The organism is Flavobacterium helocola, from assembly GCF_038289885.1.
Classification (GTDB): Bacteria; Bacteroidota; Bacteroidia; order Flavobacteriales; family Flavobacteriaceae; genus Flavobacterium; species Flavobacterium cheniae.
The window spans coordinates 185,504-209,071 of sequence record NZ_JBBYHT010000004.1 but is presented as its reverse complement, the minus strand read 5'-3'; the positions used below and the strand labels follow the sequence as shown (position 1 = coordinate 209,071).

Genomic DNA, 23,568 nt, shown 5'->3' with positions numbered 1-23,568 from the left:
AAAAGAATTAGTTTTGAATTGAAGTTGTCATTGTAATTTAAGTAATATCAAATATAATTGTCTCAGATCTTCCTTAAAAAAGTTCGAAACGCCTCTACTCTGCTCCACAAAAAACCCTGTAAAGCATTTATTTTACAGGGTTTTTTATTTTTATTGTGCGTTTTATTCTAAAATAAATCTACATTTTAACTAAATCTTAAATAAAGATATTCATTGTTTTTTATGAATACATTTTATTTAATAAAAAATAATCTGCAATTACTAAAGCAGCCATAGCCTCTACGATAGGGACCGCTCTTGGAACCACACATGGATCATGTCGGCCTTTTCCCTGCTGCTCTATAATATCACCCTGATTCGTTAAAACTTCTTGTTTTTGAATCAATGTTGCAACAGGTTTAAATGCTACTCGAAAATAAATATCCATCCCATTTGAGATTCCGCCTTGAATTCCTCCTGAAAGATTACTTTTTGTAGTCCCATCAGTATTATATGAATCGTTGTGCTCACTTCCTTTCATTTTGGCACCACAAAATCCGCTACCAAATTCAAATCCTTTTACTGCATTTATTGAAAGCATTGCTTTTCCTAATTCGGCATGTAATTTATCAAAAACAGGTTCTCCTAAACCTATTGGCACATTTTGAATTACACAAGTAATTGTTCCTCCGACAGTATCACCTTGTTTTTTAATTTCTTTTATATGATTTTCCATTTTTTCAGCTGTGGCCAAATCTGGACAACGAACTGAGTTACTTTCAATTTTTGAAAAATCTAAATCTTGATAAGGTTTATCAATGAAAATTTCGCCTACAGATGAAACAAAAGCGTTTATTTTAATTTCAGCAATAATTTGCTTTGCAATGGCACCACCTACTACTCTACTTGCGGTTTCGCGAGCCGAACTTCTTCCTCCACCACGATAATCACGAATGCCGTATTTTTGTTCGTATACATAATCGGCATGACTTGGTCGGTACGAGTCTTTTATATGCGAATAATCATCTGACTTTTGATTGGTATTTGGAATAATAAAACCAATTGGAGTTCCTGTAGTTTTGCCTTCAAAAATTCCAGATAGAAACTGTACTTCGTCTTCTTCTTTTCGTTGTGTAACAATAGAAGATTGACCAGGTTTTCTTCTTTGCATTTCGGCTTGAATAAAATCAAAATCTAAATGAATTCCAGCTGGACACCCATCAATAATTCCTCCTAAAGCTTCTCCATGAGATTCTCCAAAAGTGGTTAATTTTAATAATTTTCCAAAAGTATTTCCTGCCATAACAAAAGACTACGTTAATTAAATTGATAAAGATTAACAAATGTAATGATAATTTAAAAAATAGTTTAGATAAAATACTAAGAGTAAAAATTGTATTGAAAATTCTCAATTAATTAAGTAAAAATACTATATTAGCTTACTAATTTAACTTAAATAAATATGAAAAAAACAATATTATTAACATTTTTATGTGTCTCTACATTATTTATTTCTTGTTCTAATGACGATGAAAACGGAAATGGAGCTGATAATTTTACAATTCCTTTAACTGATGGAAATTATTGGACTTACGATGTTGATAGTGAAGGAACTTTTACTCGTGATTCTTTGTATATTTCTGGAGATGTTGTTTTTAATACAAAAACCTATAAAAAATTTCAAACTAGAGATAATGTTGCTACAGGATTTTATTCATCATCTTTACGAAATAATGGTGTGCGAAAAAGTGACTCAAAATTATTATTATCAGGAGATTTGTCTTTAGCATCTGGTCAAAATTTACCAATTAATTTTGATTTATCCTTAGATGATTTTGTTATTTTTAATAGTAATGCATCCAATAATCAAGCTTTAAACAGTAATCCTGTAACAGGAACTATTCAAGAAACATTCAATGGATTTCCGTTAACAATTAACTATTCATTACAAAGTTATGGAGGAGAAAGTTTTACTACGTTTACTTCACCTAATGGTGAGGCTTACAATAATGTAAAAGCAACAAAAATTAAGCTTAATGTATCTGTTAATTCTGAACAAACATTTGGAGGTTTTACAATCCCAATAGTCGTTTTGGCACCACAAGATTTAATTGTATCAACTATTTATACTGCTGATGAAATTGGGGTTGTTTATGTAAATACAGACACTTCATACACTATAAACTCTGATCTTGCGTCAGAATTTGGAATACCTCCAACAGATTCACAAAACCAAAAAGAGCACCTTGATATTTATATGATTGACTAAATTGGCATGAAATTTGTAAAAGATTTAGCTATATTTGTAAAAACATTTAATATGAAGAAATTATTTTTATCTGCTTTTATGCTAATTGGGTTAGCATTTAACGCACAAGCTCAGGACATTTCTAAAAACGCATTAGGATTACGTATTGGAGACAATGATGGTTTCGGAGGAGAAATTTCTTATCAAAGAGGAATTGGTTCTAACAATCGTTTAGAATTTGATTTAGGATGGAGAAACAGCAAAGATGTTGATGCTTTAAAATTAGTTGGTTTATATCAATGGGTTTGGAACATTGAAGGCGGTTTCAACTGGTATGCTGGTGTTGGTGCTGGTTTAGGAAGCTGGAGTTATGACAAAAATGGAATTAGCGACAGTGGAGCATTTGCTTTAGTTGCTGGAGATTTAGGAATTGAGTATAATTTTAATGAAGCACCAATTCAATTATCATTAGACATTAGACCTGAATTCTATTTAAACAATAGTGGTGATAACCAATTTAGAGAAGATAGTTTTGGTCCAGATATCGCTTTAGGCGTACGTTATAGATTTAATTAAATAATAAAAAAAAAGTCCCAATTAAATTGGGACTTTTTTTTATTCAATTATTATTTTATCTCCTTTTGGAATTAAAGCTATACAATAAGGTGATGTAATAACTGTTGTTGCCAGTTCCCCTTTTTTAGGACCTATTTCTATTTTCTTAACAATTATAGAATTATTTTCATTTAACACAGATTCAATATCAATACCAAAGCCTCCTGAATTTTTTTGACCCTGATACAAAACCAAAACATTCTTCTTTTTAAAATCTACTGCTAAAAATTTAGCATATTCAGATTCATCCAATTTAAGCGATTCTATAAATTGAATATAGGTTTCATTATCTTGAATTAATAGATGACCAGGTTTTTCAGCACCACCCATTTCACTTTTGTAAATTACGGAGAATGAATTATCCGTAACTTCTTTTGGAGCGCTACAAGACATTATTAAGACTAATAAAGGTAAAATTTTAATCATTATTTCGAATTATTTAAGGCTTTAAAATAAACTTGTTCATATAAAGGCATAATGTTTTGAATATCAAAAAGTTTAGCCGTTGCTAATGCATTTACTTTAAACTGAGCCAACTTATTTTCATCTTTTAAAAGAGAAATAGCATCACTACTCATTTTAGCAACATCTCCTACATCACTTAAATATCCTGAAAAACCATCTTTATTTACCTCTGGCAGACCACCAGAATTACTTGAAATAACAGGAACACCACAAGCCATAGCTTCCAAAGCGGCTAATCCAAAACTTTCTGTTTCGGATGGCAATAAGAATAAATCGGAGAAACATAAAATCTTATCAATTTCGTTACTGTTTCCAAAGAAAATGACTTTGTTTTGAATACCTAATTGTTCACATAATTGCTCTGCTCCTTCTTTTTCAGGACCTTCACCTACCATCATTAATTTTGAAGGTACTTCTTTTTGGATTTCAAAAAAGATTCTAACGATATCATCTATTCTTTTAACTTTTCTAAAATTGGAAATATGAGTAATGATTTTCTCATTATCCGGAGCCATCAAAGAACGATGACACGGAATATTCTCTTTTAATTTGTCTTTATTTAATTCAATGAAATTTGGAATAACTTCGATTTCATTTTTAATATCAAACAAGCGATACGTATCGTCTTTTAAACTTTGAGAAACACTTGTTACCACGTCTGATTTATTGATACTAAAACTAACTGCTGGCTTATAAAATGGATGATTTCCTACTAAGGTAATATCGGTTCCGTGTAAAGTAGTCACCATTGGAATATGAATACCTTCATCTGCTAACATTTGTTTTGCCATATAACCTGCATACGCATGAGGAATGGCATAATGCACGTGTAAAACATCAATTTTGTACAATTTCACCATATCAACCAACTTGCTAGAAAGTGCTAATTCATAAGGTTGATAGTGAAACAAAGGATATTCGGGAACGTGAACTTCGTGATAATGTACATTTGGATTCAACAAGGCTAATCGCACGGGTTGACTGTAAGTAATGAAGTGAATTTCGTGACCTCTTTTAGCTAATTCCAAACCAAGTTCAGTCGCAACAACACCGCTTCCACCAAATGTAGGATAACAAACTATAGCAATTTTCATTTAGGTAAATTTTGAAATAAAATTACCACTTCTAGAATTGGCAATTATAAAACATTTGTTAAAATTATTTTTTAAACTCAGATTCGTAAGTAGTAATCCAATCGGCAACCGTGATTTTTTTCACCAACTCGCCTATTAACTCAAACGGAATGTTTTCTGGTTTTTTGATGCGTAAACAACTTTTACCAATATCTAATTTTTGTTTCGAATGTTTTGGATATTCAGCAACAAACCAATCATATAATTCTGGCTTAGCATAAATACCCATATGATAAAAATTGATGCTGTTTTTTTGACTCGCAAATCCCATAAAAGGTAAAGCTTGCTTGGGATCACAATGATATCCTTTTGGATAAATAGAATGTGGCACAACATAACCTGCCATACCATAACCCATAGCTTCTTGAAAACCTTTGGGAAGATTTTCTAATATTACATTTCTTAATTTTTGCAACGCTTCTCTCCTATCTTCTGGAGCTTCGTTGATGTATTGATCTACTGTAGTTGCTGCTGATGTCATAGTTAGTTGGTTGAAGTTTGTATTGAATAAATTTACAAAAATTACTCAATTATCGCTTCGTAAATCACTTTTTGAATATTTTCTCTAATATTTTCTTTTGATAATTTATTAGTTGCATTAGAATCTGGAAACGTTCTGTTAGATAAGAAAACATAAACAATTTCTTTTTCAGGATCAGCCCAAGTCATGGTTCCTGTAAATCCGGTATGACCGAAACTTGTTAGTGAAACACAACCGCATGTTGGACCTTCGTTTCCTAATTGTGGTTTATCGAACCCAACTCCTCTTCTATTTCCATCTTTACAGAAATAACACGTATTGAAAATATTAAAAGTGCTTTCAGAAATATATGTTCTTCCGCCATAACTTCCTTTCTGAAGATACATTTGCATAACTTTCGCTACATCCAAAGCATTTGCAAACAAACCTGCATGACCTGAAATTCCGCCTTGCATAGCAGCAGCCATATCGTGTACATATCCTTGAACTATCTGATGTCTGAAATAGTTGTCATTTTCCGTTGGAATAATTCTATTTGCATTCATTTTTCGCAATGGATTGTACATAATAGAATTAGCTCCTAATGGCTCGAAAAAATTAGCATGTGCCAAATCTTCAAGTGATTTTTTATTGTGTAATTCTAAATATTCTTTAAAAAGAATGAAAGTAAAATCGCTGTATTTATATTGTTTTTTAGGCAACAATTCACTGTCTAAAATGGTTTTTACAATCGTATCATTATAATTTTTTCTCAAATACAATTTATCAGCTACATGAACTGGAAATTCATCTGAAAACTCACTTCTATAAAAATGTGTACTCGGTCTATTTAAACTATCTAAAGTAGCTTTATAAAACGGAATCCATGGTTGAAAACGAGCTTGATGCGTTAACATATCCAAAACTGTTGCATTTGCTTTGTTTGAATTTTTAGCTTCTGGCAACATGGTTTTTAACTTGGTTTCCAACGTTAAATGACCTTGATCAAATTCTTGCATTACATTTGGCAAAGTAGCAACAATTTTGGTTAAAGAAGCAATATCATACGCATCTGTATTATTAACTTTTTGAGTAGATTCATACGTATGATTTCCGAATGATTTTTGATAAATTACTTTTCCTTTTCGAGCCACAACTACTTGAAGTCCAGGTGTCATTTTCTTAGAAATCGCATAGTTGGCAATCGAATCAATTTTAGTCAAAACTTTTGAATTCATTCCAACATTTTCAGGAATTGAAAATCCTAAACGTTTAATTTCTAAGGTTTCGATTCCTTCATTTACCTTAAATTCATCATCAATAGAAACAGGCAATTTTCCTTTTGCTCCCATCGATCCAAAGATAATTTGAGGTGCAATTGTTTGTGCAATATCGTTGTTTTGATAGGCAACTACAATGGTTTCAATATCTTCGAAGTTTTTTAAATTGGTTAATGAATATGGTTTGGTAAAACAAGTTAAAATCACATCATTTTGTTTGGAAATTTGATTAATCCAAAGCATTTCTTTGAAGTTCAAATTGTGATTTCTCCAAGCGCCATCTTGTTTATGATAACCAATAATTACTTTCGTATAATCTTGTAGTTGTACTAAAACCGAATCTAAATTTTTGTTTGTAATTTCACTAATTGAAGCGTAATTTCTCAAATTAGCCAAAAACGTATCTGATTTATCGTTTCCTAATTTGATGTAAGCAATTTTCTCTTTTTCAATATCTCGAACCGGAATTAACTTATCGTGATTTTTGATAACCGTTACCGCATTTTCATATAATTTATAATTCAAAGCGTCATATTCAACTGCATTCAAATCTTGGTATAAATTATCTAAAACGATGGGTTGATAATTATTCAAATTTGCTTTGTATTTATAAGCTAAAATCTTTTTAACCGAATACATCAAACGTTCTTCGGTAATAATTCCTTTGTCAAAAGCTTCTTTAAACTTTTTTATTGCAACTGGAACATTTTCAGCAAATAACAATACATCATTTCCAGCTAAAAAAGCCTCTAAGTCAATATCTCCAGGTTTTTTAAAATTACTTGCACCTTTCATGTTTAAAGCATCAGTAAAAATTAAACCTTCAAATTGCAACTCTTTTTTTAGGATATCAGTAACAACTGGATACGAAATTGAGGTTGGATAATTGGCTCTTGGTTCTAAACTTGGCACATTCAAATGCGCTACCATTACACTCGACAAACCATTATTAATCAGTTCTTTATAAGGATACAACTCAATATCATCTAATCTTTTTCTATCGAAATTAACTACCGGTAAAGTATGATGTGAATCGGTTGAAGTGTCTCCGTGACCTGGAAAATGTTTCGCTGTTGCGTAAACGCCTTCATCTTGAAGACCTTTCATTAATGCAATAGCTCTTGTGGTCACATTTTCTTTAGTTTCACCAAACGAACGATTTCCAATGATTGGATTTTTTGGATTGGTATTAATGTCAACGACTGGCGCAAAATTGAAATGAATTCCCATTCGTTTTGATTGTTTTGCCATTTGATTTCCAGCTTTTTCAATCAATTTCATATCTTGAACAGCACCAAGCGTCATATTCCAAGGATAACGATAGGTAGAATCTAATCGCATGCTTAATCCCCATTCGGCATCAATTCCGATGAACAATGGCACTTTTGATTTTGCTTGAAAACGATTGGTTAATTTCGCTTGACGAACTGGTCCGCCTTGAAAAAAGATTAATCCTCCAATTTTATATTCTTCTACTAATTTATCGATTGATTTATTGTGCGCTTCATCTTTATTAGAATAAGCCGCAACCATAAACAACTGACCAACTTTTTCTTCAAATGAAAATTGGTTGTAAATACTGTCGACCCAAACTTGTTGTGAAACTACTTTTTTAGCGGTTAAAACAGGTTTAGTTGTATTTTGGGAAAATGATATATGTATAAAAACCACCGAAAACAGTAGTGTGAGCACTCTTTGCATAAATTATAGTTTGATTTTTTAACTTAGAACTAAATCCATGCCAAAATACTACATCTTTACTTTAAAATAAAGTGTTTTAGGTTTATTTTATGAAGAAAGTTGTTAACCAGAGATTCTAATCTTTTTTTGGAAGACCTGGAAATTAATCTATCAAATCGATATGGCGGTCGTGATAGCCTAATAAATACAAAACACCATCTAATCCAATGCTCGAAATAGAACTTTGCGCATTATCTTTTACTTTAGGTTTCGCATGAAAAGCAATTCCTAAACCAGCAAGATTAAGCATTGGTAAATCGTTAGCACCATCACCAACAGCAATAGTTTGGTTAATATCAATTCCTTCTCTAAGTGCAATTTCTTTTAGGTATTCAGCTTTCTTATTACCATCAACAATTTCACCTACATAACCTCCGGTAAGAACACCATCTATTATTTCAAGTTCATTGGCATAAACATAATCGATTCCCAATTCTTTTTGCAGATATTTTCCAAAATAAGTAAATCCACCAGAAAGAATTGCGGTTTTAAAACCATACGATTTCAAAGTATCGATTAATCTTCTAGCTCCTTTGGTTATCGGTAAATTAACAGCAACTTCTTCAAGAACTTCTTCTCTTAAACCTTTTAAAAGTAGCATTCTTTGTTTGAAACTTTCTTGAAAATCAATTTCACCTTGCATAGCTGATTCAGTGATTGCTCTAACTTGCTCGCCAACACCGGCAAGTTCGGCTAGTTCATCAATTACTTCGGTTTGAATTAAAGTAGAATCCATGTCAAAGCAAACTAAACGACGATTTCTTCTAAAAATATTGTCTTCTTGAAAGGCAATATCTAGATTTAATTCGGAAGAAATAGCCATGAATTTTTCAGTAAATTCAGACTTATCTTTTATTTGTCCGCGAATAGATAATTGAATTGAAGATCTTGGATAATCATCTTCTTTAACTAAAGAAACTCTACCTGTTAAACGCTTGATAGCATCAATATTTAAGTTTTTTTCAGAAATAACTTTTGTCACTTCTGAAATTTGTTCGGCTGTTAATTTTTCACCTAAAAGCGTTACGATATAACGGTCTTTACCTTGGAGTTTTACCCATTTTTCGTAATCTTCTAGCGAAATGGGTTTGAATTTAGCCTTAATACCTAATTCATAAGATTTGAATAAGATATCTTTTAGTACAGCAGCTGATTTTTTTCCCGATTTGATTTGGAACAAAATACCTAATGAAAGTGTGTCGTGAATATTAGCCTGACCAATATCTAAAACATTTGCATCATATTCTGCTAAAACAGCAGTTAAAGAAGAAGTTAATCCGGGCTTGTCATGCCCGGAAATACTTAATAAGAATATATCGCTATCCATGAAATATTTTGAGAAATGAATCTAAAAAAATCTATTATGCCAACTTTCGCTAGCTGGAACTTCCCAAAAATCTTGCCATTCACCTAATGTGTTTACCAAATTATTGAAAACAATAGTATTTCCAGAAACAGCTTTTTCTTTTGCTAATTTTTTGAAATCTATAAGTGGTTTAAAAGCAACGTGTTCACCCATTTTAAAGGTTACATTCATTTTATCCAATAAATCAACTTCATATTTTTGCTCCAAATTTTGAATGAAAGCAACAGAAGCATCAATTGAACATCCAGTTGCGGCTTGTACTTCCTGATTTACTGCAATAATTATAAAGCGATTGTATTTTGTTATAAAAGAAGCTTCTAATTGTTGACCGTGAGCAGACCAATCTTCTAAAAAAGAAGTCAAATCTTTTTCAATTTCTTGAATTTCTTCGTCAGAAAATTTTCTATTGGATTGATAAATCCAAATTTTTGATTCTTCTGGTAAGCTATCAAATGGTACAAACATGTTTATTTTTTTATGATATCAGTAACAATTTTATACGATACAAACTTGCCTAATTTAGCATCAAACAATTCCATTTCATAATATACAACGTCAACAGCATCAGATGCTTTTAAGACTTTATCCGTTAACAAAAAGGCATTATCGAAACTACTTAATAAGATGAATTGATTAGTTTTACCTGAATCTTCTTTTACAATAAATGTTATGAATTGCTCCGATTTAATTTCTGAAATTTTTCCAGAAATTGTTAGTTCTTCAGCATCAACAACTTCTTCAGCTTCTCCTGATTCTTCATCTAACATAAATTTAAAAACAGCCGGACATTTTAATCCCATTCTAGCACCAATATTAGTTGCTAATTCTTCCATTTTTTTATCGTTAGAAATTACATTTTTTCCATAATACTTTTCTACGTCTTTTTCATAAGCATTGATACCTTCAAGCAAACAAATTCCGATGGTTAATTCAAAACTTTCCTTTGTAAGTTCTTGTTTTTCAGCACACTCACAAGCTTTTTCTGCTAATTTATCAGATAATTGATCTTTAGTAAGTTTTTGAGCAAAAGCAACATTTCCTACAAGGACAAGTAATAATAAGATTTTTTTCATGTTTTGGTTTTAATTTATAAATTTTGTGCGTTTGCAATTATTTCAGCAATATCTAAGACTTTAACTTCATTTTCTTTGTGTGCAAATTTTACTCCGTCGGTCATCATTGTATTGCAATAAGGACATCCCGTAGCAATAATATTTGGAGTAGTTTCAAGAGCATCTTGTGTTCTTAAAACGTTGATTTCCATATTCCCTTTTTCAGGTTCTTTAAACATTTGAGCTCCACCAGCACCACAACATAAAGCAGAACTTTTACTTCTCTTCATCTCAATAATTTGTGCATTTGTTTGAGATAATATTTCTCTTGGAGCTTGGTATTCATTGTTAGCTCTACCTAAATAACACGGATCATGAAAAGTAATACGACTACCTTTGTAAGTATCTTTATTAAAATCAATACGTCCTTCTTTCAAAAGTTGCTGAATAAACTGAGTGTGGTGCAAAACTTCATAATTTCCACCCAAACTAGGATATTCATTTTTTAAGCAATTAAACGAATGAGGATCACATGTTACAATTTTTTTTACTTCGTAAGCATTAAGCAATTCTATATTCATTAATGCTTGCATTTGAAATAGAAATTCATTTCCAGCTCTTTTTGCAACATCACCCGTGCAACTTTCTTCAGTTCCTAAAACTGCAAAATTTACATTTGCTTTATTTAAAATTTTAACGAAAGCTCTTGAGATTTTTTTTGCTCTGTCATCGAAACTACCAGCAGAACCTACCCAAAATAAAATTTCAGGTTGTTTTCCTTCGGCCATCATTTGGGCCATTGTTGGTACAATTAAATTTTCAGACATATTATATACTATTATGATAGTTAATGTAAAATTATTCGTTTACCCAATTTAAACGATCCATTTGATTGTAAGGCCAAGGCGCACCGTTGTTTTCAATATTACTCATCATATTGTTCAATTCCATTGGTGCTGCACTTTGTTCCATTACCAAATAACGACGCATATCAATAATAATTGATAACGGACTAATATTAATAGGACATTCTTCAACACATGCATTACAAGTTGTACAAGCCCATAATTCTTCTGGTGTGATATAATCGTTTAATAATGATTTTCCATCATCAACAAATACACCTTTATTTAAATCGATATTTCTTCCTACTTCCTCTAAACGATCACGCGTATCCATCATAATCTTACGAGGCGATAATTTTTTACCTGTTTGATTTGCTGGACATGAAGACGTACAACGACCACATTCGGTACAACTATAAGCGTTTAATAATTGAACCCAGTTTAAATCTTGAACATCAGAAGCTCCAAATTTAGCTGGAACTGCATCTGGATTTGCTGGCGCTGCAAACGGGTCAGCACTTGGATCCATCATTAATTTTACTTCATTTGTAACACTTTCTAAATTGTTTAATTTCCCTTTTGCATTTAAATCTGCAAAGTAAGTATTAGGGAAAGCTAGTAAAATGTGTAAGTGTTTAGAGAAATATAAATAGTTCAGGAAAACTAAAATTCCAGCAATGTGCAACCACCAAGCAGCTCTTTCAATAATTACAACCAAACCTTCACTCATTCCATTAAACATTGGAGCGATAAATTGAGAAATCGGAAAACTTCCTGCTTGATTATAATGTCCTATTCCTAAATTTTGCAAGTGAAAATCTGCTGCATTCATCAATAAGAATAATGACATCAATACAACTTCAAAATATAAAATATAATTAGCATCATTTCTTGGTTTTCCATCCAAGTCAGAACTTGCGAAACGACCTAATTTGGTAACATTTCTTCTAATCCAAAAGATAATTACTGTGATTAAAACTAAGAAAGCTAAAATTTCGAATGAACCAATTAAAACATCGTAAAATCCTCCCATGAATGACAACACTCTGTGGGTTCCGAAAAGTCCATCAATAATAATTTCGATTACTTCGATGTTGATAATTACGAATCCAACATATACTATAATGTGTAAAAATCCAGCAACAGGACGTTTTACCATTTTAGATTGACCCAAAGCTACCATAGTCATATTCTTCCAACGTTCAGAAGCATTATCACTACGATCTACATCGTGTCCTAATTTAATATTACGAATTAGTTTTTTTACATTAATTGCAAAATAACCAATACCAATTGCTAAAAGCAATGCGAAGAAAATATTATCTAAAAATTGCATCGTATAAAATTTACTTTTTAATTGTATCGTTTACTGGCGCTACATAAGGTTTGTTTTTCTTGCCAAAAACAGAAACATTTACATAACGTGTTGGATTTAGTCTAACGTCTTGTAATAACAATTCTAATTCTTTAGAAGTATTAGTAAAGTTATTATACATAGCATCGTCTTTCATTAATTTCCCCATAGTTCCTTTTCCTTGTTCTATGTCGGTCATTATTTTATCAACATTTGCTAATGTTTTTTCTAAATTTTTAACCGTTTGTCCTAAATTAGCTTTAGCTAGAGAATCAGACATTTTTGAAAAATTAGCAGCCGTTTTATCAAAATTAGTCATCGTTGAATTGATTTTCGATTTGTTATCAGCAATCATTTCATTGATATTTTTTGAAGCTACACTAAATTCGGAAAGTGTTTTGTTTAGTTCAGCAATACTATTTTTAAGATTTTGCTTTGTTTTTTCGTCTAGAATTTCATTTACGTTTGTAAATAAAACATCAGCATTGTCTAATAATTTTTGAACTTTATATTGTAAAGGTTCTAATTGTTGGGCTAAAGCATCCGTTAATCCTAACTTGCTACTTGCTTTTAAGTAATCACCCGTTTTGATGTAATCCTTATCTTGAAAATTAGGTTTGATAGCAATTTGTCTTCCTCCTACTAAACCAGAATCATAGATTTCGGCAACACTAGATTTAGCAATTGGAAAATCAGTTGTGATTTGCATTTCTACTAATAACTTTCCATCAGGTTGAATATTAATGGAATTAACTTTACCAATAGCTAATCCGTTTAACGTAACTGGTGCTGAATTTACAAGTCCGGCTACATTATCGTACACAACATAAACACGTGTGCTACTATCAAATAAGTCTTTGCCTTTTAAAAAATTATATCCCCAAATAAATAAAAATATTGAGACAATAACGAGGATGGCGGTTTTGATTTCTTTAGTTAGTTTCAAAGCTTTATAATTTTTAACAAAAATAAACTTTTATTTTATTTTATTGCATCGGTAACGTTTATTTTTATTCCATCTTTATAAGCTACAATAAATGCAGTAGCATATCCTTTTTTCTTGGCTTCTTCTAACTTTTGTTTAGCTACATCGTAATTTTTTTCTGAGGCGTAAAAATATTTAAATAAACTACCAGTTGATTCAACCGAAATCGGACTTAATCCTTTAAAGTTTGAAGGCGATGTTGCTAATTCTTTAGTACTTGCCGAAATTTGAATTTTAAATACAATTCCTTTTTCTGTAGCTTTTTCTACTTTCTTAACAGCTTCCTCTTTCTTTGGATTTTCTTTTACAATTGTTTCTTCTTTTTTATCTATGATTTTGATGTCTTCTTTTACATTGTCATTGCTTGATGGATTAAAAAATTCGTTTTTATAATCCAATATTGCTCCCGCAATAGCTTCAGCTAATTTATTTTGACCGTCTTCTGAATTTAAAAATTCTCCTTCTTCTTTATTAGACACGAATCCCATTTCAACCAAGACTCTTGGCATCGTAATTTGGCGCAGTACTAAAAATCCAGCTTGCTTTACACCTCTATTCTTATTATCCGTTTTCTTCGTGAAAAATTCCTGAACTCTTCCTGCTAGCTCAATACTTTGGTCAAGGTGTTCTTCTTGTAAAATTGAAATTCCGATAACTGATTCGGGCGAATTTGGGTCAAAACCATCATATTTAATTTTATAATCGGTTTCCAAAGTAACTACTTCGTTTTCATTTTTTGCTACTTCTAAGTTCGAAGCATTTCGAGTAATCCCCATTACATAAGTTTCGTTTCCTGAAGCGGCTTGGTTTTTATTCGCATTACAATGCATCGAAACAAAAATACTTCCTTTCGATTTATTGGCAATATTGGCGCGTTGCTGTAATTCAATAAAAACATCCGATTTACGCGTATACACCACATCAATTTGAGGATCCTTTTCTAAAATAGCTCCTACTCGAAGTGTTGTTTGCAAAGCAATATTTTTTTCAATGTTACCATGATATACGGCACCATAATCTTTTCCGCCATGGCCAGCGTCTAAAACTACTTTAAATTTTTGACCTTGACTATATCCTGATAAAAAATGCATTGCAATAACTACAAATACAATTCTCTTAAACATACGCTTTTATTTTTATTTTGTAAATGTTACTATGTAAGCAGAAGTATATCCTTTTTTCTTTGCTTCTTCTAATTTTTTCTTACAAGCAACTAAATCCGTTTCTTCTCCGTAAAAATACTTATATACCTTTTTGTCTTTTTCAACTGATATTTGCTTTAAACCTTTAAAATTTGAAGGTTTTGTATCCAGTTTTTTTGTTCCAGCTGAAATTTGAACTTTATAATACGTCTTGTTTGATTTTTCGTTATATGAATTATCAGAACTATTGCTTTCAGAGTTTGAATCAACTTTTGTAGGTATTGAATTTTCAACCGTTTCTCTTTCTGTAACTACACCATTAAAGAAATTATTTTTATACGATACAATTGCATTTGAAATCGATTCCGACATTTCTTCTTTCCCTTTTTCAGAACTTAGGTATTTTCCTTCTTCAGGATGAGTTACAAAACCTAATTCAATTAAAACTCCCGGCATAACTGTAGCATCTAAAACCCAAATAGGTTGTTGCTTTACTCCTCTTGAAAATCTATTATTATTTTTAACAAAGTTAGTTTCTATTTCAGATGCCAAACTAATACTTTGATCTAAAAACTCTTCTTGCAATATTTTTAAACCTAACAACGTTTCCGGATTATTTGGATCAAAACCTTTATACTTTTCATTATAATCTTTCTCTAAAAAGATAACACCATTCTCTTTTTTTGCAATATCTAAATTAGTATCGGTTCGAGACATTCCCATTACAAAAGTCTCTGTACCTCTTGCTGCAGTACTTTTAACGCCATTACAATGCACTGAAATAAACAAATTTGCCTTTGCTTTATTAGCAATATTAGCACGCTCTCTTAATCCTATAAAAACATCAGTTTTTCGAGTATAAACTACCTCGATACTATTATTTTTCTCTAAAATCTTACCAATTTTAAGCACCACATCTAAAACGATATCTTTCTCTTTTATTCCGTTTTTTACTGCTCCGGGATCTTTTCCTCCATGGCCAGCATCTAACACCACTTTAAATTTAGTAGTGTTTTGACTAAATCCAAAGGTAAAAGTGAAAAATAAAACCAATAAAGATAGGTATTTAGCGTTTTTTTTATATGGCATAAAACAATTGATAAGTTTATAAGTTATAATTTTATTAAAACATTATTTTTGCAAAAAAATATATGTAAGTTTGACACTTCAAAAAGTGAGCCAAATTTTTACAAAAATACTATTAAAAGCATTGCATACAAAGTTATTTCATATCGTTTTTTCAGTAATTTTTCTAACATTAGGAACCACCTCTATTTTTTCTCAAGAAAATCCAATTCCAGGTACCGTTATTTTAACGAAGTCTGATCTTGAAAAAGTTAAAGATTCTACTGCTTCAACTAAAGACACTATAAAAAAGAAAAAACCTTTCTTAGATGGTGTGGTAAATATGAAAGCGAAAGAATATGAAAAGCTTGACCAAAAGAAAAAAACTGTTACTCTTCACGATGAGGCAGAAATCTACTATACCGATTTTGAACTTAAAGCTGGTAGAATTGTTTTAGACTATGAAAAAAATCTAGTTTATGCTGGTAGATTAAAAGATTCGGCTGGAAATTACATTCAACGTCCTAAATTCAAACAAGGAGACAATGTTGTTGAACCCGATTCTATTATTTTTCACACCAAATCAAAAAGAGCTAAAGTTTGGAATTCGAGAACGCAGCAAGGTGAACTTTTTATAAAAGCTGAAATTTCTAAAAAAGAAAATGATTCGGTTTATTTTATGAAAAATGCCCGAATGACTACTTCTAAAAATATAGAAGAACCAGAATATTATTTTTTAGTTAAAAGAGTAAAGTTTGTACCTAAGAAAAAAGTCGTAATTAGTTCTACTCAAATGTACATTGCGGATGTTCCTACTCCTATTTGGTTGCCGTTTGGTTATTTTCCAATGACCGAAAAAAGCACTTCAGGTTTTATTATGCCGACTCCAGGACAAAACAACAGACAAGGTTACTTTTTACAAAACGGAGGTTATTATTTTGCACTAAGTGATTATTATGATTTAGCCGTTTTAGGAGATTATTATACAAATGGTAGTTATGGTTTACGAGCCGAAAGTAGTTACGCCAAACGCTATAAATTTAATGGTCGTGTAAATCTTAGATTTGAAAACAACATTCAAAGTGAAAAAGGTTTTCCAGATTATTTAAAATCCAGACAATACAATATTCAATGGTCGCATAGCCAAGACACAAAAGCTTCACCTAATTCTAGATTTTCGGCATCGGTAAATTTAGGAAGTAGTCAATACTTTAGACAATCGGTAAATTTGAATAACATTGGTTCAACAGTAAATAACAATTTAAGTTCTTCTGTTTCCTATTCAAAAACCTTTCAAACGGTTCCTCAAGTAAACATGTCTTTGTCTGCAACGCATTCTCAAAATACAAATACGCAACAAATCGACATGACACTTCCAACGTTTCAAGCAAGTGTTGATCGTATTTTTCCCTTTGCTTCCAAAGATGGAGTAAAAAAAGGATTCATAAAAAATATTAATTTACAATATAATATTAGAGGAGAAAACAGAATTCGTACTACTGATTCTTTATTCTTTAAGCCTCAAATGTTTAGAGATGCAAGAACTGGATTTCAACACTCTATTCCTATTAGCACCAATTTTAAAGTTTTTAGACACTTTAGTGTTACAGCTAGTGCTAACTATAATGAAGTTTGGACATTAAACACTATCGAAAAATTTTATAGCGCTACAGAAAACAAAGTAGTTACTGTAGATCAAAAAGGTTTTGAATCTTACCGTACTTATAATTTCAATGCTGGAATTGGAACAACTCTTTATGGTACTTTTAATTTTGGAGAAGGTAAAAAAATTGAAGCTATTCGTCATGTAGTTCGACCAAACATTTCATATGGCTATACTCCAAGTTTTGATCAATACTTTGAAAGATATGCTTTAGATGCTACTGGGATAAATTTTGCCGATTATACAAAATTTGATAACGGTCTTTTTGGTTCGCCTTCAAATAATATTTCCAACGCATTGAATTTTTCTGTAAGTAATACTTTTGAAGCTAAAGTAAAAGATAAGGAAAGTAAAAAAGGCGAGACTAAAAAAGTAATGCTTTTAAACAACTTAAATTTTGCTACTCGATACGATTTTACAGCCGATTCTTTAAAGTTAAAAGAAATTTCGGTTAGTGGTGGAACACAATTGTTCAAACAAAAAATGAGTGTCAATTTTGCAGCTGTTCTTGATCCGTATGCGATTGATAATTCGGGAAGAAGAATAGAAAAATTCAACATTGATAATGGTGGAAGTTTACTAAGATTGCCTCGTGCCAATTTAACTTTAAACTATAGTTTTTCAAGTGCTGATGGTGACAATAAAAATAAATCAAATGAACAAAATGTTCAAAATGGAGGTCGTGAAGACGATTTATTTGGTGTAGGTGCTGATTTGAGTGATAACCGCCAAAGTTTGTTTAAAAAAGACGAAGAAGGTGAAAAAAAAGATTCTAATTCAGAATGGTACAATACTAAACTGCCTTGGGATTTAGTTATTGCTTATTCAATGAATTACAACAATACAAACAGACAAAACGAAATTGCTTCTCACTCTTTAATGGCATCAGGAAATATCGAATTAGCGCCAAGATGGAAAGTAGGATTTTCATCAGGATATGATTTTGTTCAAAAAGGCGTTACGTTTACACAATTGCGTTTTGAACGTGATTTAGAAAGTTGGAGAATGAGTTTCAACTGGGTCCCATTCGGACAAAACACCTACTGGGGCTTTTTCATTGGAATTTCATCTTCTATATTAAGTGATATTAAATACGACAAACGCCAATTACCAGACCGCGTTTTCACACAATAATAAACATACAACATGAAAAAAATTATTTATACCGATAAAGCGCCTGCTCCTATTGGACCTTATAACCAAGCTGTTTTGGTAGGCAACACTTTGTATACTTCAGGGCAAATTGCTTTAGACCCAGCCACTATGGAATTAGTTTTAGACGATATAGAAACTGAAACCAAGCAAGTAATGGAAAACATGAAAGCCGTTTTAGCTGCAGCCAACATGACGTTTGAAAACGTAATTAAAACCACCATTTTTATTATGAATATGGGCGATTTTGCAAGAATTAATACCGTTTACGGAAGCTATTTTGATGAAGCCACAGCGCCAGCAAGAGAAACCGTACAAGTAGCCTGCTTACCAAAAAATGTAAATATTGAAATCTCAATGATAGCAGTGAAATAAATTTGCTACACTTTATAATTTGAAATCCTCACAATTTTTGTGGGGATTTTTTTATATATTAGCTTAACGTAATAACTTTAATACACTATTTATTTATTAATCATAAGTATAAAATTATATTATAAGAATGAAATCAAAATTTTCTATATCATTTATCCTTATTAGTTTTTTATCGCTTTTCGGACAAGAAAACATTAATTTTGAACAAAAAGCATTTGAATTTTATAAAGATTCTATAATTGATAAAACTTCATCGAAAATTAACTTTGTTATTAAAGTTCAGGATTATAATTATTGGGAATCAGATTGTACAGAAAAATACACACTTAAATGGCAAGACACTATGTTTGCTTTAGTTGAAAGTAAAAATAATATTAAGGTAAAAAACATTAATTTAAGTAATGACAATAGATTTAAAAAAATAAAGAAGTTTAAAAAAGGTGATTATCCAAGAACTTTTGTTATATCAAATCTGAAAAGAGATGAAAATCAAAACTTTGTCACAATTGTCGAAACCTACAAAAACGAAGTTATCAATTATCTTTTTGAAATGGATATTTATGGTAAAGTTATAAATTGGTGTAAAGGAAAATGGATTGGGAAAAATTGAATCCAGCCACTACCAGCGGTTTACTTCAATGCATACTTTTGGTTTTACGCACGAAAAAATGTTAAGATAAATAATAACTTTACTATTCTAAAAATTGACATTTAATTTAATGAAAAACAACAAAAATATATACTTTATTTTACCATCAATCATAACTTTTTCAATTTCAATTATCTATTTTTTCATTGTACTTGGTATAAATTATTATGACAACGAAGAAGAAATATTCATTAAATCTCTATCAGAATCAAGTTTTATTCTCCTCATTTTTTCGGCTTTAAGTTTTCCTGGGTTTATATTGCATTTTAGATATATCTTTTTAAATAAAAACTTTAAAATTAAGTTTCATAAAAAACATTTTGAAATCTTAAAAGAAAATGAAGCTAAAATAGTTTTATATACTGAAGTAAATAAAATTGAAATGCATTCAACAATATGGAAAAGTAGAAACCCTTGGAGTGATTATGGTTACGTAAAAATAATTCTTGAAAGTGGAGAAAAAATATTTTATAATAGCTTGACAATATTGAAAATTCAGAAAACATTTTATTAAGTATTGAAAGAATAAAAAAATATAATCTTGAAGATATTTATCCTTGGCATTAGTTAAACTTCATCCAATCCCAATAACAACAACTGCGCCGTAGCTTCATTAGTCGCTAAAGGCACATTGTGTACATCGCAAATTCGAATTAGCATATTAATATCCACTTCGTGGGCGTGGCTAGAATTTGGATCTTTAAAGAATAAAACCATTTTTGTTTTTCCTTCTGCTACTCTTGCTGCAATTTGAGCATCGCCACCAAGTGGTCCTGAAAGCATTTTCTTTACTTTAAAACCGGCTGCTTCTGCTTTTGAACCAGTTGTTCCAGTAGCAATAATTTTAAGATTATCTTTTAATAAAAGGGCTTTGTTTTTATTTAAAAACTGCACCATATCGGCTTTTTTTCCGTCGTGCGCTATAATGGCTATTTCCATATTCTTTAATTTCCTTACAAATATAAAAAGAAAAAATCCCAAATCAATTGCTTCTGATTTGAGATTTTATCTATTTCATTTTAATTATTTGTTTAAAATGTGATATTCAATTAATCCGTCAATTGGTCTTCGTAACACATTTCCTATTGTAATTCCGCGTTTTTTTAATACTTCTGTTAATTCGTCTTTCAAATAAAACGCAATCGAACCTATAAAATGTACGGGAACTTCTTTACAATTTTCGAACTGTTCTACGTAGTTTTCTACAAAGCATTCCATTTCTTCTTGAATGAATTTTTGGCAGAATTCGGTGTCTTTATGTTTGATTAAAAATTTTGCAAATGTTGCTAAATACGCATTTGGATTTGGTTCTTTGTATAAGTTTTGCTTGATATAATCGGCATCCACATTGTATTCTTCTTCAAATTCTTGTGCTAATTCTTTTGGCATTTTACCAAAATAATATCCACGAATTAAATGACGTCCAAAACGATTTCCAGAACAATCATCCATAGCAATATAGCCAAGAGATTGTACTTTTTGGTGCAATACTTTTCCATCAAAATAACTGCAATTAGAACCTGTTCCTAAGATACAAACAATTGCTTTTTCATCTTTTGGAGTAGTTGCATAAACCGCAGCATAGGTGTCTTCATGAACCACAACGACTGCATTTTTAAAATATTCTTGAAAAACTAAAGTCAGAAAGTCTTTCATTCTATCGTTTCCGCAACCTGCTCCGTAAAAGAACAAGTGAGTTGCTTTGTCTTTGTTGTGCGAAATATCAAATTTGTCGTCTAAACGATTGATAATTTCTTCATTCTGTAATACTTCAGGGTTTAATCCTAAAGTTTGGGTAGTGAACAATACTTTTCCGTTATCATCAATAGCAATCCAATCGGCTTTAGTAGAACCACTGTCAACTAATAATTTCATTTGGTTGGTGTTAGTTTAGTTTAGTTTAAGGAACAAAAAAATCCCGCACACAAATGTAACGGGATTTTTTTAAAGAAATATTATTTTAAACCAGCAATATGTACTGATAAGTCGATTAATTTACTTGAATATCCGTATTCGTTATCGTACCAAGAAACCAATTTAAAGAAAGTAGAGTTTAACCCAATTCCAGCTTTAGCATCTACTACAGAAGTTCTTGAATCGCCAACAAAATCTTGAGAAACTACATCATCTTCGGTATATCCTAAAATGCCTTTCATTTCGTTTTCTGAAGCCGATTTTAATACTTTCATGATTTCTTCATAAGTAGTTTCTTTAGCTAATTTAACTGTTAAATCTACAACCGAAACATCAACTGTTGGTACACGGAATGACATTCCTGTTAGTTTTCCGTTTAATTCTGGAATCACTTTTCCAACCGCTTTTGCAGCTCCAGTTGACGATGGAATAATGTTTACACTTGCCGCACGACCGCCTCTCCAATCTTTCTTAGAAGGTCCATCAGCTACCATTTGAGTTGCTGTTGAAGAGTGAACGGTTGTCATTAATCCTTCAACAATTCCGAAATTATCATTGATAACTTTTGCTAATGGTGCCAAACAGTTTGTTGTACATGAAGCATTAGAAACAATAGTATCCGAAGCTTTTGCTTCGGTGTGATTTACTCCCATTACAAACATTGGAGCATCAGCCGAAGGAGATGAAATTACTACTTTTTTTGCACCACCATCAATATGAGCTTGCGCTGTTTCTAATGTGGTAAAAATTCCAGTACATTCAGCCACTACATCTACATTTACATCTCCCCAATTAATTACTTTAGGATCTTTTTCTGCTGTGACTCTAATAATTTTATCGTTTACATATAGTTTACCTTCTTTAACTTCTACTTTTCCATTAAAACGACCATGAACTGAATCGTATTTTAATAAATAAGCTAAATGATTTACATCTAATAAATCGTTGATGGCTACTACTTCTACATTATCTCTATTGAACGTTTCTCTAAATACAATTCTTCCGATTCTTCCGAATCCGTTAATTCCTAATTTTACTTTTGACATTTTCTTTTCTTTAATTTACTATTTTTATTATGATGATACGATATCGGATACTTTTACCAATTCCATATCTATTTCACTTTGTCCTTTAATTGCTTGTTCTAATGGTGTTAGTGTTACTTTATCTTGATATAAACCCACCATGAAGTTTGATTTTCCTTCTAATAAAGTTTCAACTGCTTTAACTCCTAATCTAGACGCTAAAACTCGATCAAAGCAAGATGGAGAACCACCGCGCTGCATGTGTCCTAAAACCGAAACACGAACGTCATATTCTGGCATGTTTTCTTCGATATAATCTTTTAATTCGAAAACATTTTTACCAATTTTATCTCCTTCAGAAACCACAACAATACTTGAAGTTTTTCCTGAATCCTTACTTCTTTTTAATGATTCCACTAAACGTTCTAAACCAAAATCTTCTTCTGGAATTAGGATTTCTTCTGCTCCTGCTCCAATTCCAGCATTTAATGCGATATGACCTGCATCTCTTCCCATTACTTCTACGAAAAATAATCGGTTGTGAGAGTTTGCTGTATCTCTAATTTTATCAATAGCATCAATTACGGTATTCAAAGCAGTGTCATATCCTAAGGTGTGACTTGTTCCAAAAATATCGTTATCAATAGTTCCTGGAATTCCGATTACAGGAAATTTATATTCTTCATTGAAGATTTCAGCACCTGTAAAACTACCATCTCCACCAATTACTACAAATGAATCAATTCCAGCGGCTACTAAGTTTTCGTATGCTCTTTTTCTTCCTTCTGCGGTACGAAAATCTGCCGAACGAGCTGATTTTAAAATTGTACCTCCTTTATTAATAATGTTTTTCACATCACGAGGTCCCATTTCTTTAAAATCACCTTCTATCATTCCTTGGTATCCTCTGTAAATACCAACACATTCTACATTATAATAAGCACAAGCTCTAACTACTGCACGAATGGCAGCATTCATTCCTGGAGAATCTCCACCAGAAGTTAAAACACCTACTCTTTTAATCTTTGTTGACATATATTTTGATTGTTTATGTAAAGTTA

Annotated in this window: 23 protein-coding genes; 6 read left to right on the top strand and 17 right to left on the bottom strand. The window is 31.3% G+C overall.

Going from position 1 to position 23,568, the window contains the following annotated elements:
- Positions 1-220 precede the first annotated feature (220 nt).
- Positions 221-1,282 (bottom strand): chorismate synthase, encoded by a 1,062-nt coding sequence (aroC, locus tag AAEO58_RS09760; protein WP_133606742.1) that lies wholly within the window; start codon positions 1,280-1,282, stop codon positions 221-223.
- Between the two features lie 159 nt (positions 1,283-1,441).
- On the opposite strand from aroC, the gene AAEO58_RS09755 reads away from it, so the two are divergent.
- Both AAEO58_RS09755 and AAEO58_RS09750 read left to right on the top strand, forming a co-directional pair.
- A complete protein-coding gene (locus AAEO58_RS09755) occupies positions 1,442-2,248 on the top strand; it encodes a hypothetical protein (protein WP_341683230.1) in 807 nt (268 codons plus the stop codon).
- A gap of 51 nt (positions 2,249-2,299) precedes the next feature.
- Positions 2,300-2,803: an outer membrane protein gene (locus AAEO58_RS09750; protein WP_341683229.1), complete on the top strand. Its 504-nt coding sequence runs from the start codon at positions 2,300-2,302 to the stop codon at positions 2,801-2,803.
- A 39-nt stretch (positions 2,804-2,842) separates the two neighbouring features.
- Here the strand turns inward: AAEO58_RS09750 and AAEO58_RS09745 are convergent, their stop codons facing one another.
- From AAEO58_RS09745 to AAEO58_RS09690, 12 genes are all read right to left on the bottom strand, one after another.
- Positions 2,843-3,268 (bottom strand): protease complex subunit PrcB family protein, encoded by a 426-nt coding sequence (locus AAEO58_RS09745; RefSeq protein ID WP_341683228.1) that lies wholly within the window; start codon positions 3,266-3,268, stop codon positions 2,843-2,845.
- Positions 3,268-4,401: an N-acetyl-alpha-D-glucosaminyl L-malate synthase BshA gene (gene bshA, locus AAEO58_RS09740; protein WP_341683227.1), complete on the bottom strand. Its 1,134-nt coding sequence runs from the start codon at positions 4,399-4,401 to the stop codon at positions 3,268-3,270. The genes AAEO58_RS09745 and bshA overlap by 1 nt, the downstream gene beginning before the upstream one ends.
- Positions 4,402-4,465: 64 nt before the next feature.
- The gene (locus tag AAEO58_RS09735) at positions 4,466-4,921 is read right to left on the bottom strand and encodes a DUF1801 domain-containing protein (protein ID WP_341683226.1); all 456 of its coding nucleotides are present in this window, start codon (positions 4,919-4,921) and stop codon (positions 4,466-4,468) included.
- A 41-nt stretch (positions 4,922-4,962) separates the two neighbouring features.
- Positions 4,963-7,881, bottom strand: coding sequence for a serine hydrolase domain-containing protein (locus AAEO58_RS09730; protein ID WP_341683225.1), 2,919 nt, complete (start codon positions 7,879-7,881; stop codon positions 4,963-4,965).
- Between the two features lie 142 nt (positions 7,882-8,023).
- Positions 8,024-9,247, bottom strand: a complete 1,224-nt coding sequence (gene serB / locus AAEO58_RS09725) for a phosphoserine phosphatase SerB (RefSeq protein WP_341683224.1) — start codon at positions 9,245-9,247, stop codon at positions 8,024-8,026.
- Between the two features lie 21 nt (positions 9,248-9,268).
- Entirely contained in the window at positions 9,269-9,751 is a 483-nt protein-coding gene (locus tag AAEO58_RS09720) for an ABC transporter ATPase (RefSeq protein ID WP_133606725.1), read from the bottom strand.
- 2 nt (positions 9,752-9,753) lie between these two features.
- The gene (locus tag AAEO58_RS09715) at positions 9,754-10,359 is read right to left on the bottom strand and encodes a hypothetical protein (RefSeq protein ID WP_341683223.1); all 606 of its coding nucleotides are present in this window, start codon (positions 10,357-10,359) and stop codon (positions 9,754-9,756) included.
- Positions 10,360-10,373: 14 nt separating this feature from the next.
- Positions 10,374-11,165, bottom strand: coding sequence for a (Fe-S)-binding protein (locus tag AAEO58_RS09710; RefSeq protein ID WP_341683222.1), 792 nt, complete (start codon positions 11,163-11,165; stop codon positions 10,374-10,376).
- Positions 11,166-11,196: 31 nt separating this feature from the next.
- Positions 11,197-12,519, bottom strand: coding sequence for a 4Fe-4S dicluster domain-containing protein (locus AAEO58_RS09705; protein WP_133606719.1), 1,323 nt, complete (start codon positions 12,517-12,519; stop codon positions 11,197-11,199).
- 10 nt (positions 12,520-12,529) lie between these two features.
- Positions 12,530-13,483 (bottom strand): MlaD family protein, encoded by a 954-nt coding sequence (locus AAEO58_RS09700; protein ID WP_133606717.1) that lies wholly within the window; start codon positions 13,481-13,483, stop codon positions 12,530-12,532.
- Between the two features lie 35 nt (positions 13,484-13,518).
- Positions 13,519-14,646, bottom strand: a complete 1,128-nt coding sequence (locus AAEO58_RS09695) for an N-acetylmuramoyl-L-alanine amidase family protein (RefSeq protein ID WP_341683221.1) — start codon at positions 14,644-14,646, stop codon at positions 13,519-13,521.
- Between the two features lie 12 nt (positions 14,647-14,658).
- The gene (locus tag AAEO58_RS09690) at positions 14,659-15,753 is read right to left on the bottom strand and encodes an N-acetylmuramoyl-L-alanine amidase family protein (protein WP_341683220.1); all 1,095 of its coding nucleotides are present in this window, start codon (positions 15,751-15,753) and stop codon (positions 14,659-14,661) included.
- A 70-nt stretch (positions 15,754-15,823) separates the two neighbouring features.
- Between AAEO58_RS09690 and AAEO58_RS09685 the strand changes: the two genes are divergently transcribed.
- From AAEO58_RS09685 to AAEO58_RS09670, 4 genes are all read left to right on the top strand, one after another.
- Positions 15,824-18,526 carry a putative LPS assembly protein LptD gene (locus tag AAEO58_RS09685; RefSeq protein ID WP_341683219.1) on the top strand — a complete coding sequence of 901 codons (2,703 nt, stop codon included), beginning with the start codon at positions 15,824-15,826 and terminating at the stop codon, positions 18,524-18,526.
- A gap of 12 nt (positions 18,527-18,538) precedes the next feature.
- A complete protein-coding gene (locus AAEO58_RS09680) occupies positions 18,539-18,919 on the top strand; it encodes a RidA family protein (RefSeq protein ID WP_341683218.1) in 381 nt (126 codons plus the stop codon).
- Positions 18,920-19,046: 127 nt separating this feature from the next.
- Positions 19,047-19,529, top strand: coding sequence for a hypothetical protein (locus tag AAEO58_RS09675; RefSeq protein WP_341683217.1), 483 nt, complete (start codon positions 19,047-19,049; stop codon positions 19,527-19,529).
- A 109-nt stretch (positions 19,530-19,638) separates the two neighbouring features.
- Complete coding sequence (locus tag AAEO58_RS09670; protein ID WP_341683216.1) at positions 19,639-20,082, top strand: PH domain-containing protein; 444 nt, start codon at positions 19,639-19,641, stop codon at positions 20,080-20,082.
- A gap of 53 nt (positions 20,083-20,135) precedes the next feature.
- On the opposite strand, the gene AAEO58_RS09665 is transcribed toward AAEO58_RS09670, so the two are convergent.
- The 4 genes from AAEO58_RS09665 to pfkA all read right to left on the bottom strand — a co-directional run bounded on the left by AAEO58_RS09665 (position 20,136) and on the right by pfkA (position 23,542).
- Positions 20,136-20,507 carry a methylglyoxal synthase gene (locus AAEO58_RS09665; protein WP_341683215.1) on the bottom strand — a complete coding sequence of 124 codons (372 nt, stop codon included), beginning with the start codon at positions 20,505-20,507 and terminating at the stop codon, positions 20,136-20,138.
- Positions 20,508-20,591: 84 nt separating this feature from the next.
- Positions 20,592-21,443, bottom strand: a complete 852-nt coding sequence (locus AAEO58_RS09660; RefSeq protein WP_341683214.1) for an N-acetylglucosamine kinase — start codon at positions 21,441-21,443, stop codon at positions 20,592-20,594.
- A gap of 80 nt (positions 21,444-21,523) precedes the next feature.
- Entirely contained in the window at positions 21,524-22,528 is a 1,005-nt protein-coding gene (gene gap / locus AAEO58_RS09655; RefSeq protein WP_341683213.1) for a type I glyceraldehyde-3-phosphate dehydrogenase, read from the bottom strand.
- A gap of 27 nt (positions 22,529-22,555) precedes the next feature.
- A complete protein-coding gene (gene pfkA, locus AAEO58_RS09650; RefSeq protein ID WP_133606699.1) occupies positions 22,556-23,542 on the bottom strand; it encodes a 6-phosphofructokinase in 987 nt (328 codons plus the stop codon).
- Positions 23,543-23,568 lie beyond the last annotated feature (26 nt).